This is a genomic window from Phascolarctobacterium faecium (assembly GCF_003945365.1).
GTDB lineage: Bacteria > Bacillota > Negativicutes > Acidaminococcales > Acidaminococcaceae > Phascolarctobacterium > Phascolarctobacterium faecium.
On sequence record NZ_AP019004.1, the window covers coordinates 1733716 to 1750295 of the forward strand.

Annotated in this window: 14 protein-coding genes; all 14 read right to left on the reverse strand. The window is 40.9% G+C overall.

The window, feature by feature from the left end; genetic code table 11:
* Positions 1–28: 28 nt before the first annotated feature.
* Positions 29–463, reverse strand: coding sequence for a type II toxin-antitoxin system RatA family toxin (locus tag PFJ30894_RS08465; RefSeq protein WP_021718552.1), 435 nt, complete (start codon positions 461–463; stop codon positions 29–31).
* Between the two features lie 13 nt (positions 464–476).
* A complete protein-coding gene (locus tag PFJ30894_RS08470; protein WP_167457049.1) occupies positions 477–1718 on the reverse strand; it encodes an aspartate aminotransferase family protein in 1242 nt (413 codons plus the stop codon).
* Positions 1719–1734: 16 nt separating this feature from the next.
* Positions 1735–3003: a divergent polysaccharide deacetylase family protein gene (locus tag PFJ30894_RS08475; RefSeq protein ID WP_125669560.1), complete on the reverse strand. Its 1269-nt coding sequence runs from the start codon at positions 3001–3003 to the stop codon at positions 1735–1737.
* Between the two features lie 11 nt (positions 3004–3014).
* Positions 3015–3908: a site-specific tyrosine recombinase XerD gene (gene xerD / locus PFJ30894_RS08480; RefSeq protein WP_113076937.1), complete on the reverse strand. Its 894-nt coding sequence runs from the start codon at positions 3906–3908 to the stop codon at positions 3015–3017.
* Positions 3909–3959: 51 nt separating this feature from the next.
* Complete coding sequence (gene hfq / locus PFJ30894_RS08485) at positions 3960–4214, reverse strand: RNA chaperone Hfq (RefSeq protein ID WP_125669561.1); 255 nt, start codon at positions 4212–4214, stop codon at positions 3960–3962.
* 41 nt (positions 4215–4255) lie between these two features.
* The gene (gene miaA, locus PFJ30894_RS08490) at positions 4256–5185 is read right to left on the reverse strand and encodes a tRNA (adenosine(37)-N6)-dimethylallyltransferase MiaA (protein WP_125669562.1); all 930 of its coding nucleotides are present in this window, start codon (positions 5183–5185) and stop codon (positions 4256–4258) included.
* Positions 5186–5189: 4 nt separating this feature from the next.
* Complete coding sequence (locus tag PFJ30894_RS08495; protein ID WP_125669563.1) at positions 5190–5978, reverse strand: class I SAM-dependent methyltransferase; 789 nt, start codon at positions 5976–5978, stop codon at positions 5190–5192.
* A gap of 2 nt (positions 5979–5980) precedes the next feature.
* Positions 5981–7909 (reverse strand): DNA mismatch repair endonuclease MutL, encoded by a 1929-nt coding sequence (mutL, locus tag PFJ30894_RS08500; RefSeq protein WP_125669564.1) that lies wholly within the window; start codon positions 7907–7909, stop codon positions 5981–5983.
* Complete coding sequence (gene mutS, locus PFJ30894_RS08505; RefSeq protein ID WP_125669565.1) at positions 7906–10494, reverse strand: DNA mismatch repair protein MutS; 2589 nt, start codon at positions 10492–10494, stop codon at positions 7906–7908. Before mutS ends, mutL begins: the two co-directional genes overlap by 4 nt.
* The gene (gene miaB / locus PFJ30894_RS08510) at positions 10491–11816 is read right to left on the reverse strand and encodes a tRNA (N6-isopentenyl adenosine(37)-C2)-methylthiotransferase MiaB (RefSeq protein WP_125669566.1); all 1326 of its coding nucleotides are present in this window, start codon (positions 11814–11816) and stop codon (positions 10491–10493) included. Before miaB ends, mutS begins: the two co-directional genes overlap by 4 nt.
* Positions 11817–11970: 154 nt before the next feature.
* A complete protein-coding gene (rfbB, locus tag PFJ30894_RS08515; RefSeq protein WP_125669567.1) occupies positions 11971–12927 on the reverse strand; it encodes a dTDP-glucose 4,6-dehydratase in 957 nt (318 codons plus the stop codon).
* A gap of 110 nt (positions 12928–13037) precedes the next feature.
* Entirely contained in the window at positions 13038–14066 is a 1029-nt protein-coding gene (gene manA, locus PFJ30894_RS08520; protein ID WP_125669568.1) for a mannose-6-phosphate isomerase, class I, read from the reverse strand.
* The gene (locus PFJ30894_RS08525; protein ID WP_125669569.1) at positions 14035–15351 is read right to left on the reverse strand and encodes a sugar phosphate nucleotidyltransferase; all 1317 of its coding nucleotides are present in this window, start codon (positions 15349–15351) and stop codon (positions 14035–14037) included. The genes manA and PFJ30894_RS08525 overlap by 32 nt, the downstream gene beginning before the upstream one ends.
* A 4-nt stretch (positions 15352–15355) precedes the next feature.
* A complete protein-coding gene (locus PFJ30894_RS08530) occupies positions 15356–16561 on the reverse strand; it encodes a DegT/DnrJ/EryC1/StrS family aminotransferase (protein WP_125669570.1) in 1206 nt (401 codons plus the stop codon).
* Positions 16562–16580 lie beyond the last annotated feature (19 nt).

The window sequence follows — 16580 nt, forward strand, 5'->3', positions numbered from 1 at the left end:
CTTATAGCATATTATACCAATTACTGCACTATTTTTCAATTTGCGCTTTAACAGCTGTCAACATATTTTCACTGTTTTCACGAACTTTTTTCTTTAAAATAGGATTTAACAGCCCGGCAATCATCGGAATACCAAATTCAAAATCTACCAGCAGGGAAACTTCTGTCCCTTCACTCACAGGTACAAGTCTCCATTCCCCTTCCATTTTTTTCAAATCACCCTCGGTCTGACAATAAGTGATACGCATTTCTTCCGGATAAAAGGTATCGCGTTCAGTCCAGACGATTTTACGACCATCAACATTAGATACCCAATGTGAAACAGTAGTATTTTCTCCGCGTTCTAAAATTTCTACACTCACCAGATCATGCATAAAAGAGGGGTAAGCTTCCATATTTTTTATGATTTCAAAAATAGGCTTACTATCGCCGTTGATCACAATCTTTGTTTCTACGCAAGGCATAATTCTGCTCCTTTTATAAATCTTCAATCACTTCAGCCGTACTGCTGACAGCTTCTCTAAAGATAGTCAAAACCTGATCAATAACATCTGTAGGCATGATCAGAGGCGGTTCAATACGAATAACTTTAGGATTATTTAGAGTATAAGCAATAATAACTCGTTTATCGATCATCAGCGACATCAGCATTCCACCGGCGCCTTCTTTTGTAAGCTCAATTCCGATCATCATTCCGCGGCCGCGGACCTCTGCGATGACCGAAGGATAATCTTTTTGAATTGATTCCAACCCTTTTTTAAAGTATGCCCCCGCCGCAGCACTGCGATCCAGCACATCATTTTTTTCAATGTAATTCAGCGCAGCATTGGCAGCAGCACACGCTAATTGATTACCACCAAAAGTTGAAGTGTGTAAAAAAGGTGCTTCTATTAATCCAGCCCAGGCATCAGCCGTAGCGGTTATAGCTCCGATCGGCATCACCCCTCCACCTAACGCTTTAGCCGTAGCCATGATATCCGGAGTTATCTGCTCATGTTCAACCCCAAACCAGGTCCCGGTTCTGCCAATACCAGTCTGTACTTCGTCCGCAATCAGTAAAGTACCGTATTGGTCACATAACTCTCTTACTGCTTTAAAATAACCTGCCGGCGGAACGATAATGCCGCCTTCCCCTTGAATCGGCTCTAAAATAACGGCAGCTGTTTCTTCATTAATAGTTTCAGCAAGATCATCTATATCCCCATATTCTACATGTGTAAAATTATCCAGCAGCGGTTTAAACGGATCTCTAAACAAATCTCTGCCAGTAGCTGTCAACGAACCAAAAGTTTTTCCGTGAAACGCATTCCTTGCCGCAATAAACTTTTTCCTTTTTGTAGCCAGTCGCGCAACCTTCAGGCATCCCTCAACAGCTTCTGTACCGCTGTTAACGAAAAAACTGTATTGCAAAGCACCGGGAGTAATTAAAGCCAGTTTTTCAGCCAGGTCTGCCATAGGTCTGTTAAAAAGCACTTTACCGCTCATTGGCATTTTATGCAGTTCTGCTTCTACAGCAGCTACGACATCAGGATTGCGATGTCCTAACGCAAACATTCCGTAGCCGCCAAGACAATCAATGAATTGTTTGCCCTCGCTGTCAGTTATAGTCCACCCCTCTGCATATCTTTCAACGCTTGCCAATCCCATAAACCGAAATAATTTCGCCTGAGCAGGGTTAATATATTTTTCATATTTACTGATCGTTTCTTCAACATACATATGTATAATCCTCCGACTACTTCAATAAACTACTTACAGGAACTAATTGAATACCAGATGCATTTACCTCGTCGATAACTTTGCTCCACGCTGCGGCAGTATGCGGTCTGGCATGACAAATGGCAATAGCGCTTCCATTTCTGTCCGCCATTTCTACAGCCTGCCATATTTTAGCAATAATGTCATCTTCGTCGGAACTGTTGTCCAAAAATATATTGTTACGGGCAGTAGGAACACCCATACTGCGTGCGACCTGATCACCTATAGATTTGGAGTATGTACTGCTGTCTACAAAAAACAAGCCTTGTTGTTTTAAAACTTTCAATACAGCTTTCATCGTTGCTTCATTACTTGTTGCTTTAGAACCCTGATGATTATTGACACCTTCGATACCTGGTAAACTATCTACCGCTTTCCGAGTTAATTGCTGCACCTGTTCAGCAGTCATATCAGTCAAGATTGTAATCTTACCCTCAGACATAGCTGTTCTGTCCATAGGTTCCATAGGCAAATGCAGCATCGCAGTCTGACCGCCGCCTTTTATAACATGCAAAGCGTCACTGCTGAAATCTTTATAGGGAAGAATAGCGTAACTGAAAGGCGCATTCAAATTGACCAGCTTTCTCACCGGTGCCAGATCGTAACCACAATCGTCAATAATGACAGCCAATTTTCCATGATATTTCTGAGCAGTTTTTTTGTCATCTTTCTTCGTACTTTCGTCTTCTTTGATATCTTTATCTTCTTTAGTCAGATTTAAGTTATGATAAAAGTAAACCGTATCGGTGATAAAATTCATTTTACCAGTTCCTGCTTTAGCTGAAATAGCAATTTCCATACGTACAGCTTCCCAGCCATTATAAGTAGCCTCACGCTGATTGAGAACAATCATTTTCGTACTGGAAATCTTTTCGCCAAGCCAGGCTGCCGCACCTTCTAATCCAGTACTTGGCGGAACTCCAATAGCCAGCTGCCGCTTATTCCAGACAACTTCTCCACCTGTTTCTTTCATACGTTCGTGCTGATCTTCACGGCCATTATCAGTTAACTGCCAGTTATCCTTCGATAATAAAATATCATCGACTGCCCTATGCGCTTCTTTGGACTCTTCCCGCAAATCAACCGAAGAAGAACCAGTCAAGCCTTTATCAAGCACATCTTTTTCTCCGTCTCTGCTCGCCGCATAATAAATGCCTCCAGCAACAGCTATAGCTAATAATACTAAAATCAAAGTCAGTACAAAACCTCCTCCTGACCTCTTTTTTCTATTAGTCCTTCTTGCCATAGTAGCCTCCTCTATGCCCGCGGATGCGCTTTTTCATAAATATCGCGCAGGCGTTTATTTGTCAAATGCGTATATATCTGTGTCGTAGAAATATCCGAATGCCCTAAAAGCTCCTGGACAGACCGCAGATCAGCACCATTGTCAAGTAAATGTGTTGCAAAGGAATGCCTCAGCATATGTGGTGTAAGCTCCTTATTTAATCCTGCCTGATGCCCATAACCGCGAATGATTTGCCAAAACCTCTGCCTTGTCATTTCATTTCCGCTCATACTTAAAAATAAATTCTTTACATTAGGATTTTTAGTATGAAGCAGTTTGGGCCTTACCACATTCAGATATTTATCCAAATATTCAACTGCTATGCCGCCAATGGGTATTAACCGCTCTTTAGATCCTTTACCGAAAGCGATGATATACTTCATTTGCAGATTAACGCCGCTGACAGGCAAACCCAATAATTCAGAAACACGCATTCCCGTTGCATAAAGCACTTCCAGCATTGTTCTGTCACGATAGCCTTCATCCGTTCTCAAATCAGGCTGTTCCAAAAGCTTCAAAACCTCTTCCTGATTTAAAACTTTTGGCAGCTTGATACCTTTTGTTCCAGCTTCTACAACTTCCGCAGGATCAATCTCCAAATACCCTTCTGCTGTCATAAAACGATAAAAAGATTTTATAGCAGCAAGTTTTCTGGCAATCGTTGCTGCGGCTAAACCTTTATTTTTCAAACCTGTCATATAGCGAATAACCTGCTCACGCGATACAGTTGCCAAGGCGTCATTATCCTTTAATCCTAAAGCTTCTTTAAACAAACGCAAATCACGCTCATAAGCTAATCTTGTATTTGACGCTAAACCTAATTCAACTGTCAGATATTCAAAAAACAAATTTAATTTATCGTTCATATTTCATCCTCAAAAAAGAAAAACAACGCTCAAGCGCTGTTTTTCAAAACATTATTGTTCGCGCTTCTCTGGCTGCATAATTGTAATATTAGCAGCCGGCGAAATAGTCGATATAGCGTGCTTATAAACAAGCTGTTGTTTGCCTTCATTTTCAATAATAACAGTAAAGTTATCAAAACCTCTTACCAGACCTCTGATTTGGAAACCATTAATCAGGTAAATAATGACGCCAAGGTTTTCCTTACGCACATGATTTAAAAAACTGTCCTGTAAATTCATTGCCGGCTTTGGTCCACTATTATTCATAACTTTCCCCTCCAAAATAATTTCTATCTATTGTTATAATTTTACCGCAGTTTAAACTTTTCCACAAGCGTTTGCTGCATCTCGTCAATAATCTTTTCATACACAGGCTCTTTTTCCAAATCAAACCATTTAATATACGGCATCTGACGATACCAGGTAAATTGGCGTTTAGCGAAATTACGTGTCGCCTGTTTCAATTTCTCAACTGCTGCCAATTTATCCATCTGGCCTTGTAGATACCAGACTATTTGTCTGTAACCAATGCTGCGCATCGACTGAGCATCCAATGATAGCCCACTGTCGAGTAAAGATTTAGTTTCCTCTACCAGACCCTCTGCCATCATTTTATCAACTCTGGCATTGATCCGCGCATATAAACTTTCTCGTTCCATTCGCAGACCAAAAACAACAGTTTCATAAGGCCATTCCTCCGACTTCCTATGAGCTATTTTTTCACCACTCTGTGCTGCTTCAATAGCTCTGATAATTCTTCTGCGATCATTTGTATGTAATCTTGAAGCGGCCTCCAGGTCAAGTGCCTGCAGTTTTTCATACAAGGCGCTGTTGCCGTGTTCTTCAGCAAATGCTTCCAATTCACTGCGTAGTTCACTGCATCCTTCAACAGTATTAAATTCATAATTTTCAAGCAGGGCCTTGATATAAAGACCAGTACCGCCAACAATTACAGGTAATTTACCGCGACTATTGATATCAGCAATTATTTTTTCCGCTTTTTCTTTAAAATCAACAACGCTGAAAGCAGCATCCGGCGGCAAAATATCGATTAAATGGTGCGGTACTGCCGCCAGTTCTTCAGCAGAAGGTTTAGCTGTACCAATATCCATTCTTTGATATACAAGCATGGAATCACCGGAAATTATCTCGCCATTCAGACGTTTGGCTAAGGCTATCCCGCAATGGCTTTTGCCTGTTGCAGTAGGACCTAAAATGACTGCAACTCTCGGTTTCATGCCGTTACCTCCTTCGGATACCATATTTTACACGGCTATAACGGCCGCCCAGAATTTCCGTACACCCTAAAGCTTCCAATAATTTTTGTCCGCGTTCTTTAACCACTACACAAGGAGCTACTCTAAGTGCCGCCTTAACAGTCGCTTCTGTTAACGGTTTCTCACAGGAAATAGGCCTCAATGGCTCCATATTTGAAGAAGCATTTATCGGTATTCGAAACATTGGGTCAAAATAAACAACATCAAAGCTGTCGGCTGGCAAAGTGTACAAATACTCATCTGCTTCCGCATATACCGTTTCTATTCTGCGCATGGCGTTGTTTAAATCGACATCTTCAGCCTGATAATTCTGCAGACCTTCGCTGACTACAAAATGTAACAACGGCGAAGCCTCAACAGCACAAACAGTTCCTGTCCGGCCTGTAATAAAACTGGCAACAACAGCATCACTTGCCAGCCCCATCGTACAATCCAGCACTCTCATTCCCGGTTTAAGAGCCAATGCAGCACTAAAGTGATCGGACTCGTGCTTTTTTAAACGCTGTACACGCAAAACGGCCATACTTGGATGAAAAAAGAAAGTTCCAGAAGCAGTATATACCTGCGGGCCTTTATTTGTTGCTACTAAAAGTGCTTCTACCCGTTCTTGATCTAGTAAAAACCCCAAAGACCCACTACTGCCACGTTCCACATATTTTACACCAAATTTTGCTGCCCATGTTTGCGCAAGTTTTTCTAAGGCAACATTTTCACTGCGTCCAACTGTTACTGCAAATTTAAACGTTTTCTGCATGTTTAAGTTCGCTTAAACATCTTGTATAACTCGGCAGAATTTATTTCAACCATACACGGTCTGCCGTGAGGACAAGTAAAAGGATGCTCTGTATTGCAAAGATCAATAATCAGCTGTCGCATTTGCCGCATATTCAGCACCTCACCGGCTTTAATTGCTGCTTTGCAAGCAGTCATATGTAAAATATTCTGACGCAAATCACTGGGATTAATCGTTCTTAATTCACTCAGCATTTGAGTAATTTCACGCACAAAGTCCTCGGCATCATCAGCCTTAATATCTGAAGGCAAGCTTGAAACGCGCAGCATAGATTCGCCTGCAGCCTCAATATCGACACCCAAGCGCAGAAATTCTTCCCGATGTTCCTCTATCAAATTTACATCCTGAGCAGTAACATCGATATATAAAGGAATCAACATCTGCTGGGCCGGAATATCATTATGGGACGCAACAAGCTTATCGTATAAAATGCGCTCATGCGCGGCATGCTGGTCAACCAAAAACAAAGAATCATCAGATTGGGCAACAATAAAAGTTCTGTCAATCTGTCCCAATGGCCAAATCGTATCAACACCACTATCGGTATCAGTGAAGTCGATAATATTAGAAGCAATGTTATCCTGCTTGTCAAAAACATCACGAGTTTCACTGATCGTATAAACAGGCTCCGTTTTTGGAGGCCTGTATGTGTATTCAGGTTCTTTCCAAACGCTTTGCTGTTGTGGCTTGTAAGCCGAGTAAACCTCAGCCTTTGCTGTACTGATATTTGTCTCAGTTGTTTTTAAAGCCGGCAACTCTGTCTCAGGCACTTTAGTTTCAACGGCTGGTGTTTCAACAACTATCGATGGTTCTGTTGCTGCCACAACTGCTTCAGCAGACTTGAATACCTGCAGTTCAGAATCATCCAATAATGCCAGGCCCTGAGGTTTAGCGCTCATAGGCCTTGTCAGTGCATCAGTCAAAGCTTTATACATCGCTTTATAAACAGTACTGTCATCGCTGAACTTAATTTCGCTCTTCTGAGGATGTACGTTAACATCAATACTTTCAGTATCAACGGTAATATTCAAAACAGCAAAAGGGAAACCGCTTTTCGGAATCTGAGACTGATAGGCATGGTCAATCGCTTTAGCAATCATTCTGTTAGTAATGATACGTCCGTTTACCAGCAAGGTCTGCCATTGACGTGTACCTTTTAGTAGAGTAGGTTTACCAATAAAACCTCTTACCTTAACTTCGCTGTCGGCAAAATCAACTGTTAAAAGCTCCTCACTAACGTTTTTACCATATAGTGCCTTAACAGTATCAACCAAATCGCCGTTTCCAGGCGTACTCAAAACCTCTTTATCATTGCTGACAAGCTTAAAACGCACATCTGGACGCGATAAAGCCAGTTTTGTGATCAATTCACTGATATAACGGCTTTCAGTCTGTACAGTACGTAAAAATTTACGCCTGGCCGGAACATTAAAAAATAAATTTTCAACAATGATCGTCGTGCCCGTGTGCCCGCCAGTAGCAATACATTCTGCCTGATCGCCGCCTTCAATTTTTATTGAAGTAGCAAACTCCTCAGTAACAGGACGTGTCAGCAGCTGGAAGTTACTAACAGAAGCAATACTCGGCAACGCTTCACCGCGAAATCCTAAAGTGTTCAAATGCAGCAGGTCTTCAGCAACTCTGATTTTGCTTGTAGCGTGCCTTAAAACTGCTAATTTTGCATTTTCTTCCGACATACCGCTGCCATTATCGACAACACGAATATATTCTGTACCACCGCCAAAAATAGTGACCTCGATGTTATCTGCACCTGCATCCAAAGAGTTTTCTACAAGCTCCTTTACTACAGAAGCAGGTTTTTCAACAACTTCACCGGCAGCGATCTGATTCGCTGTATTTTGATCTAATAATTGCACTTTTTGTTCGTTCATAATTCACCGCCTTCCCTTTTTGCTTCATCCTGCAATTTATACAAAGCATTCAAGGCTTCGATTGGCGTCATCGCCATAACATCCATTTTTAAAATCTGCTGCTGCAGACTGCTGGCAAACAATGATCCCATAGGTGCTGTTTCTTTTTCTGCCCTGGGTGTTATCTGAACGCTGCAGGCAGTTTCACAATTATCATATTCTTCCAGAATATCCTGGGCCCTGTCAATGACCTTTTTAGGCAGTCCTGCCAGCCTTGCCACATGTACGCCATAACTGCGGTCAGTACCGCCAGGCACGATTCTGCGCAAAAAGACAATATCATTACCACGTTCTTTAACTGCCACAGAATAGTTTTTTACTCCGTTCATCACGTCTTCCAACGCGATCAACTGATGATAATGTGTAGCAAATAATGTTTTTGCTTTTATTTTCTCATGAATAAACTCCATGACAGCACGTGCAATACTCATACCGTCAAAAGTACTTGTACCACGTCCAACCTCATCCAAAATAATCAAACTGTCTTTAGTTGCGTATCTGAGAATCTGTGCAACTTCATTCATTTCTACCATGAATGTACTTTGACCAGTCGCCAAATCGTCACTGGCACCTACACGGGTAAAAATCTTATCTACCGGGCAAATAGTTGCCTGACGTGCGGGAATAAAGCTGCCCATCTGTGTCATCAAGACCAGCAGAGCAACTTGGCGCATATAGGTCGATTTACCTGCCATATTCGGTCCTGTAATAATAATCATACGTTCATCATTATTATTGAGGGTTGTATTATTAGGAACGAAAATCTCACGTTCTAATAAACGCTCTACAACAGGATGACGACCGTCATAAATCTTTATTTCACTGCGATTATTCAATTCCGGACACACATAGTTGTATTTAAATGCTACTTCCGCCAACGATACTAAAACATCAATATTGGCCAAAGCACGAGCAGTTTCCTGCATTTGAATAATCTGAGACCTTATTTTTTCGCGCAGCTGTGTAAAAATATAATATTCAAGCTGTTCGATTTTTTCTTTAGCGCTTAAAATTTTATTCTCAAAATCTTTTAATTCCGGGACAATATACCGTTCAGCATTTACAAGTGTTTGCTTACGTACAAAATAATCCGGTACATTTGCACTTTGACCTTTAGATACCTCGATATAATAACCAAAAACTTTATTATAACCAACCTTTAAGGTTTTGATACCAGTTTCTTCTTTAATCTTAAGTTCAAAATTCTGCATCCATGTTTTGTTATCACTGGCAATTGAATGCAGTTCATCTAACTCTAAATCAAAGCCGCTGCGGATCATGCCCCCCTCACGTACGGAAAAGGGCGGCTCATCAACAATTGCTACCAGCAAAGTAGTAAACAGCTCCTGATGCAAATGTACATCTTCGCATAACTGCTGTAAAAGTTTACTGTTACAATATCTTAGTAAGCTTTTTATTTCTGGAAGCACCGCCAGCGAAGAACGCAATGAAACCAGATCACGTGCATTAGCACTGCCAACTTCGATACGTGAAACTATTCGTTCCAAATCAAAAATTGCTTTTAATTTATCCTGCAGATTACCGCGCATCTGTACATTTGTCAGCAATTCTCCTACCGCTTCCTGCCTTGACCTTATCTGTGATAAATCAAGCAAAGGACATTCTATCCAATTCCTGAGTTTACGGGCACCCATGGAAGTAGAGGTAAAATCAAGCACATCTAATAATGTACCTCGTTTAGAACTATCACGCATATTCTTTATAAGTTCTAAATTTCTAACAGCTGTTGCATCCAAATTCATAAACTGCTCTTTAGCTATGCGCGATAAGCTGTTAATATGCGACAAATCAGCTTTAACGGTCACATGCAGATAACGAAGTAAATGTTCTACTGTATCATGTACTAAAGTATCGGCAACATCATCACTGCCAAAATGCTGCGCAAAATACTGCGGTGCACCTTCTTCTTCCTGATATACAGAAACAGCACACTCTGGAACTTTACTTTTGATCCAAGCTGCTAAATTTTCCCAGTTTACAATACCGCTATACGCAACTAACTCTGCCGGTTGAATGCGAAACAATTGTTCCTGTATCGCCATTAAACGCTCTTCACCAGCAGCACTGAACCATTGGCATTCACCGGTAGAAATATCGGCAGCAGCAAGACATAATTCACTGCCATCCTCCTGCAGGAAGACTAAATATCTGTTGTGCTTATCATCTAAAAGCTGTTCACTCAAGACAGTGCCCGGTGTAATGATCTTAACAACCTTGCGTTCAACTATCCCTTTAGCCGCTTTAGGGTCTTCCACCTGCTCACAAATTGCGATGCGGTAACCTTTTTTGATCAGTTTTGCAATATAATTATCTACAGAATGATAAGGCACACCACACATCGGTATCTTTTCTTCCATACCGCCGGCACGCCCAGTCAAAGTAATATTTAATTCTCTGGAGGCAGTCAGCGCATCCTCAAAAAACATTTCATAAAAATCGCCTAAACGGAAAAACAGCAATTCATCCTCATGCTGACGCTTTACTTCAAGGTACTGCTGCACCATCGGCGTATAAGCAGTTGTCATTCTACCGCCTTCCCTTTCAAAAGCCAGGTCTGCGCAGTTTCAATTTGCACCTGCACTTTATCCCCCAGCTCAAAATCACGACCTTCGACTGGCCATAAAACCAGCTTATTTGTACGCGTTCTTCCGCTCCATACTTTATTATTATTATTGCTTGGCCCTTCAGCTAAAACTTCCAGTGTTTTGCCAACCAGGGCTTCATTACGCTGCAAGCTTGAAATATTCTGGGCTTCCATCAATAAATTCAGCCTAGCTTTTTTTATCTCTAACGGAACCTGTTCTTCCATCGCCGCAGCCGGTGTTCCAGAACGCTTGGAATAAATAAAGGTGAACGCAGCATCAAAACCAACTTCTTTTACTAAATTCAACGTATCATTAAAATCAGCTTCTGTTTCACCCGGAAAACCGACAATGATATCCGTTGTAATAGCAGCTTCAGGCACATAACGTCTGATCATGGCTACAAGCTCTAAATATTTTTCTCGTGTATAACCGCGGTTCATTGCTTTCAAAATTTTATTGCTGCCAGATTGAAACGGGATATGAAAGTTTTCGCAAATATGCTCACATTCGGCAACTGCTTTGATAACATCTTCGTGCATATCACGCGGATGACTCGTCATATAGCGAATCCGTTCCACTCCAGGGATTTCATTTACACGGCGCAGTAATTTAGCAAACTGGTCTTTCACACCAAAATCTTTCCCATAAGAATTTACATTTTGCCCTAACAGCGTAAATTCTTTATACCCCTTAGCAACAGCCTGCCTAACCTCGTCTACAATATTTTCTATACTGCGGCTGCGTTCACGCCCACGTACATAAGGAACAATGCAATACGTACAAAAATTATTGCAGCCATACATAATAGGAATCCAGGCTGAAAAACCGCTTTGACGAATACGCTCACCCTCAAATTCGCTTTCTTTTACTTCCAAACTGTTATAAACACGTTCGCCCTTTTCAGACAAATACTCAGAAAGTATTTCTTTAAACCCGTTGACATGAGCCGTGCCGATCAGCAAATCGATTTGCGGATGTTTTTTTATAAGCTTCTCACCATCTTTTTGTGCCATACACCCGGCAACACAAACTATCTGCCCCGGATGATTAGCTTTGACCCCTTTCAATTCACCAATTTTCCCTAAAATACGCTTTTCCGCACTCTCACGCACACAACAGGTATTTACTACCACAACATCTGCAGCATGAAAATCCTCAGCGGCTTTATAGCCAAGCTCTTGCAACTGCCCAGCATAATGCTCAGCGTCACTTTCGTTCATCTGGCAGCCATAATTTAAAATTGCATAAGTTTTTGCAGTCACTGAATACACCTCATATTAAAATTGAAACTGCATATGGGCAGCCTCTCAAAATTATCTATATTATATTATTATACCTTTTTAGGTTAGCAGTGGCAAATTTTAACTATTAAAATTTTAACAAAAAAGCAGAGCATATGCTCTGCTTTACAACATTCTACTTCATTCTACTTCTATACCAGGCCACAGTTTCATCCAACGCTTCTTTAAAAGCATATTGCGGAGTCCAGTCCAATTCATTTTTTATTTTTTCACAATCCATAGGATATCTTAAATCATGCCCTGCTCTATCTTCTGTAAATTCAATTGCATTTTCATCTTTGGCTAAAATTTTCAGTACTAATTTTATAAAGGTCAGATTAGACATCTCAGTACCGGCCGCAACATTATAAATATGACCTGCTTTTCCATGTCTGATGATTTTATCAACAGCAACACAATGATCCAGCACATATAACCAGTCACGTTTATTTAGTCCAGAACCATAAACAGGTACCTTTTGACCATGCTCTGCTAAAGATATGATTTTAGGCAAAAGTTTTTCGGTGTGTTGCCACTTGCCGTAATTATTACTACTGCGGCTGATAGTTACATATAAACCATATGTCCTGGCATACGCCAAGCACAATAAATCAGCTGCTGCCTTTGAAGCAGCATAAGGACTGGAAGGCTGTAATGGAGACTCTTCTGTAAACCCACGCCAGTCATAATCAAGCGGTTTATCCCCATATACTTCATCTGTCGATATCTGATGGAATCTTTCTACTGCAAATTTAACACAGGCATCTAACAACACACCTGTACCTTCGACATTAGTTTTAGTAAAAATAGCTGGAGAAATAATAGAAGTATCGACATGGCTCTCTGCCGCAAAATTTATCACTGCGTCGAACTTATACTGCGCAAAACACATTTCTACAAATTGCTCATCACAAATATCGCCCTGGATGAAAGTGAAATTATTTAATTTAACGACATCTGCCAGCGCCGCCATATTAGCAGCATAGGTCAGCTTATCCAGGCAAACAATTTCATCTGCCGGATACTTTCCTAAATGCCAATTTATATAATTACTGCCAATAAACCCGGCCCCGCCGGTAACTAATAAACGCATAAGTACCTCTCTATTTTTTATATTTACTACCGCTCTATTATATAGCAAAACACCGCACTGGAAAAGTGCGGTGTCTGAATAATATTACGGTTTGAATAAGTCTAAATTAATCAGCAAGATATCTTTAAAAATTGAGTTTTTCCACATAACTGCAAATTTCCTGCATTGGCCGGAATAAAAATGCAGCTTCCTTTGGTATATGTTAGCTTTTCACCGTCACTCATAACTAACTGACCTGCACCATCTATACACAGCAACGCCTGAAAAGAATTGCTCCCCGTATATAATTCTGCCAATTTCTTTTTATCTTCCGTATTAAGCAGCAATCTTTCAACTTGGAAGTATTTACAGCGGCACAAAAATTCTGTCGCACAGCCTGGTGTATAGCGCAGTACACGCAGCGGCTGCCGCGGCGGCTGCTGCCCTTTTAGATCGGCAACTGCCAATGCTTTTTCCAAATGCAGCTCACGCTTTTGTCCCTGCTTATCTGTGCGGTCATAATCATATAGCCTGTAGGTAAGATTAGAGCTTTCCTGCACTTCGGCGATCAGATTACCTGCGCCTATACCGTGCACGGTCCCTGCCGGAATATAAAATACGTCATCCTGCTGCACTTTTACTTTCTGTAAATATTTCTCAATAGTTCCATTTGCCAAACTTTGCCTTACAGCAACACTGTCCATATCACTGTAAAAACCGTAAATAAGTTCAGCGTCTTTATCTGCTTCCAGCACATACCACATTTCTGTTTTGCCCAATTGTCCACGCTCATAAAGTTTGGCATATTCATCATCCGGGTGCACCTGCACAGACAGTTTTTGCCTGGCGTCAATAAATTTTACCAGTATCGGCAGTTCGCCTTTACTGCGAGGATGAGTCCCAAGATACTCCGGGTATTTTTGCAAAACTTCCGTCAGCAGCATGCCCTTATGCTCACCTGTAGTTACGGTACTCGGTCCTTCCGGATGCGTAGAGCACTCCCAGCTTTCAGCAATGTTATCCAAATCAGCCTGTTTACCGAAATGTTCTTTCAACTTCTGCCCGCCCCAAAGCGCTTCTTTGCAGGCAGGCTGCAATAAAAATGGCCGGGGCTTATAAACTGTTTTTCTATTCTTCCAATTCAAATTTTTGCTTGTCATGGACACTTATCTCCCTGCCCAGCTGCACTTCCATTACTTCAAGTTCGCTATCTGCAATGATCGTATGTCTGCAGCCGGCCTGCATTGTTATCACATCACCTGCTGTTACCTGCTCCTCCATTCCATCAACAATGGTGCGACCATTGCCGGAGATAATCGTCCAGACTTCGTCCCGGCGTTCGTGACTATGGTAATTCATTTTGTTGCCTGCTTTTAGGGTCACTTTGATTGTCAGACTGTTTTCGCCTACGTCTAAAACACGGAAACTGCCCCAGGATTTTTCAGCAAACATCACCTGTTGATCTATGGCGTCTACAAAAGGCTTGATGTAACTGGACTGCTCTTTTTCGGCTACCAGAATACCATCAGGACTGGCAGCTACTACCATATCTTTGAGACCCATGCAAAGAACCGGCACATCAAGCTCGTTTACAACATGCAGATTCTGGCATTGGTCGTTCATTATCGCCTGCCCGATTGCCTGTTCTTCCATCGCTTCTGTCAACGTGTTCCATGTGCCAAGGTCTTTCCAGGCTCCGCCAAAGCGTTTGACTTTGATATTTTTTTCCTGTTCTACTACCGCATAGTCAAAGCTGATTTTAGCCAGAGTCTCATATTTGGCATACAAATCATAATAATCAGTAAAATCCAGCAGCGCATGTGCTTTCTCTAAAACATATTTCAGTTTACAGGCAAAAACACCGCCGTTCCATAATGCGCCCTGGCTTATATATTCTGCCGCTGCCTGTGCATCAGGTTTTTCCTTAAAAGTATTTACTTTGCTGACATCTGCATCTGTTTCAGGAAGGATATAACCATATTTTTCACTGGGATAAGTAGGCGTGATACCAAGTAAAACAAGCCCTGTTTCTTCTTGTTCTGCCAACTTGCTTAATTCCTCTAAAGCAGCAAAATATTCGTTTTCAACATAAGGATCGACCGGGCAAATAACAATAGTTTCTTCGGCACTGATCTTTAAAACATCATGCAGATAGCAGATAGCCAAAACTATCGCCGGGAAAGTGTCTCTACGACACGGTTCAACAGAAATGCTGACATTGTCGCCCAATTGATTACAAATAGCTGAAACCTGAGTTTTAGACGTTGCAACAGTTATGGGCGCAACAGCGTCAACTGTACGTATCTGCCTGTATACACGCTGCAGCATGGACTCATAATCTCCGTCTACACCCTTAAATATTTTTATAAATTGTTTGGAACGTATATCATTGGAAAGCGGCCACAGCCTTTTGCCGCTGCCACCGGATAGTAGAACGATATTCATAATATTATTTGTCCTTAATTCTATTTTCTAAGAAAGCATGAATCGTTTTAATAATCATATTTAATTCTTCTTTACTTAATCCGTGATGACAACCAACATAAAAGCCATTATTATTGATCCACTGAGCAACAGGATAATCTTTTTCTATGTCTCCAAAAATTTCTTTATAAATCGGCTGATTCAGTAATGGCAACATAGGCCTTGTCTCAATATTATTCTGTTCCAGATATTTTACTATTTCATTCCTTGTAAATGCTTTGTCATCCTTTATAACTAATGGATACATCATAAAAGAATGTTCCACATATTCCGGATAATATGGCAATTGTAAATATTGCTCTACATCTTTAAGACCATCAGTCAAAATTTTTGCGTTGGCCTTTCGAGTATTAATAATAAAATCCTTATTCTCCAACTGGGCAACACCCAGTGCGCCTTCTAACTCTCCTATTCTATAGCTATAACCAAGTCTGATCATCATAAAACGTCTATCCATCTCAGTCTGCATTCTTAACTTGCATACTTGCTTGGAATTATACGCAATACAATTTTCACAGGTACATGCTCTACCGTGCGCTATAAGCGAACGTGCAATTTCTGCCAAATTCGTATCATCAGTTGTAATAACACCACCTATACCAGTTGTAATAGTATGTGCAACATAAGTGCTGGATCCTGCTATATTACTAAAACTTGCTACAGGCCGTCCTTTGTAAACCGCAAAATGCGCCTCAGCACAGTCTTCAACTATTTTCAATCCATATTTAGTTGCTATTTTCACAATAGAATCCATTTCACAGGGTTGCCCAAATGTATGCACTGGCATAATAGCGACCGTATTTTCAGTAATTTTTTCTTCAATCAATTTAGTGTCAATATTATAAGTTCTGCTGTCTACGTCTACAAAAACAGGCTTCATTCCTGCATGCATAACCGCATTAGAAGTTGCTATAAAAGTAATAGCTGGGACTAAAACTTCACTATTTTGATCCCATGAATATTTTTCTTTCAGTGCTTCTAACGCAACATGTAAAGATGACGTTCCACTATTACAGGCAATACCATATTTCTGTTTGTGCATTTCAGCAAATTTTTTCTCAAATTTCTGAACAAATGGTCCCGGCGAGAGTCGCCCAGAATCCAATGCCATATTCACATATTTTTTTTCTAAATCAGTTATTAACGCATAACCAACACCTATTTTATTCACTGTAACCACTTACCTTTCA

Bases quoted from the DNA above. Each gene is read 5' to 3' on its own strand.
- PFJ30894_RS08470 (WP_167457049.1), bottom strand. From the start codon at position 1,718: ATGTATGTTGAAGAAACGATCAGTAAATATGAAAAATATATTAACCCT.
- mutS (WP_125669565.1), bottom strand. From the start codon at position 10,494: ATGACAACTGCTTATACGCCGATGGTGCAGCAGTACCTTGAAGTAAAG.
- hfq (WP_125669561.1), bottom strand. From the start codon at position 4,214: ATGAATAATAGTGGACCAAAGCCGGCAATGAATTTACAGGACAGTTTT.
- rfbB (WP_125669567.1), bottom strand. From the start codon at position 12,927: ATGCGTTTATTAGTTACCGGCGGGGCCGGGTTTATTGGCAGTAATTAT.
- PFJ30894_RS08525 (WP_125669569.1), bottom strand. From the start codon at position 15,351: ATGAATATCGTTCTACTATCCGGTGGCAGCGGCAAAAGGCTGTGGCCG.
- xerD (WP_113076937.1), bottom strand. From the start codon at position 3,908: ATGAACGATAAATTAAATTTGTTTTTTGAATATCTGACAGTTGAATTA.
- PFJ30894_RS08465 (WP_021718552.1), bottom strand. From the start codon at position 463: ATGCCTTGCGTAGAAACAAAGATTGTGATCAACGGCGATAGTAAGCCT.
- manA (WP_125669568.1), bottom strand. From the start codon at position 14,066: ATGACAAGCAAAAATTTGAATTGGAAGAATAGAAAAACAGTTTATAAG.
- miaA (WP_125669562.1), bottom strand. From the start codon at position 5,185: ATGAAACCGAGAGTTGCAGTCATTTTAGGTCCTACTGCAACAGGCAAA.
- mutL (WP_125669564.1), bottom strand. From the start codon at position 7,909: ATGAACGAACAAAAAGTGCAATTATTAGATCAAAATACAGCGAATCAG.
- PFJ30894_RS08475 (WP_125669560.1), bottom strand. From the start codon at position 3,003: ATGGCAAGAAGGACTAATAGAAAAAAGAGGTCAGGAGGAGGTTTTGTA.
- PFJ30894_RS08495 (WP_125669563.1), bottom strand. From the start codon at position 5,978: ATGCAGAAAACGTTTAAATTTGCAGTAACAGTTGGACGCAGTGAAAAT.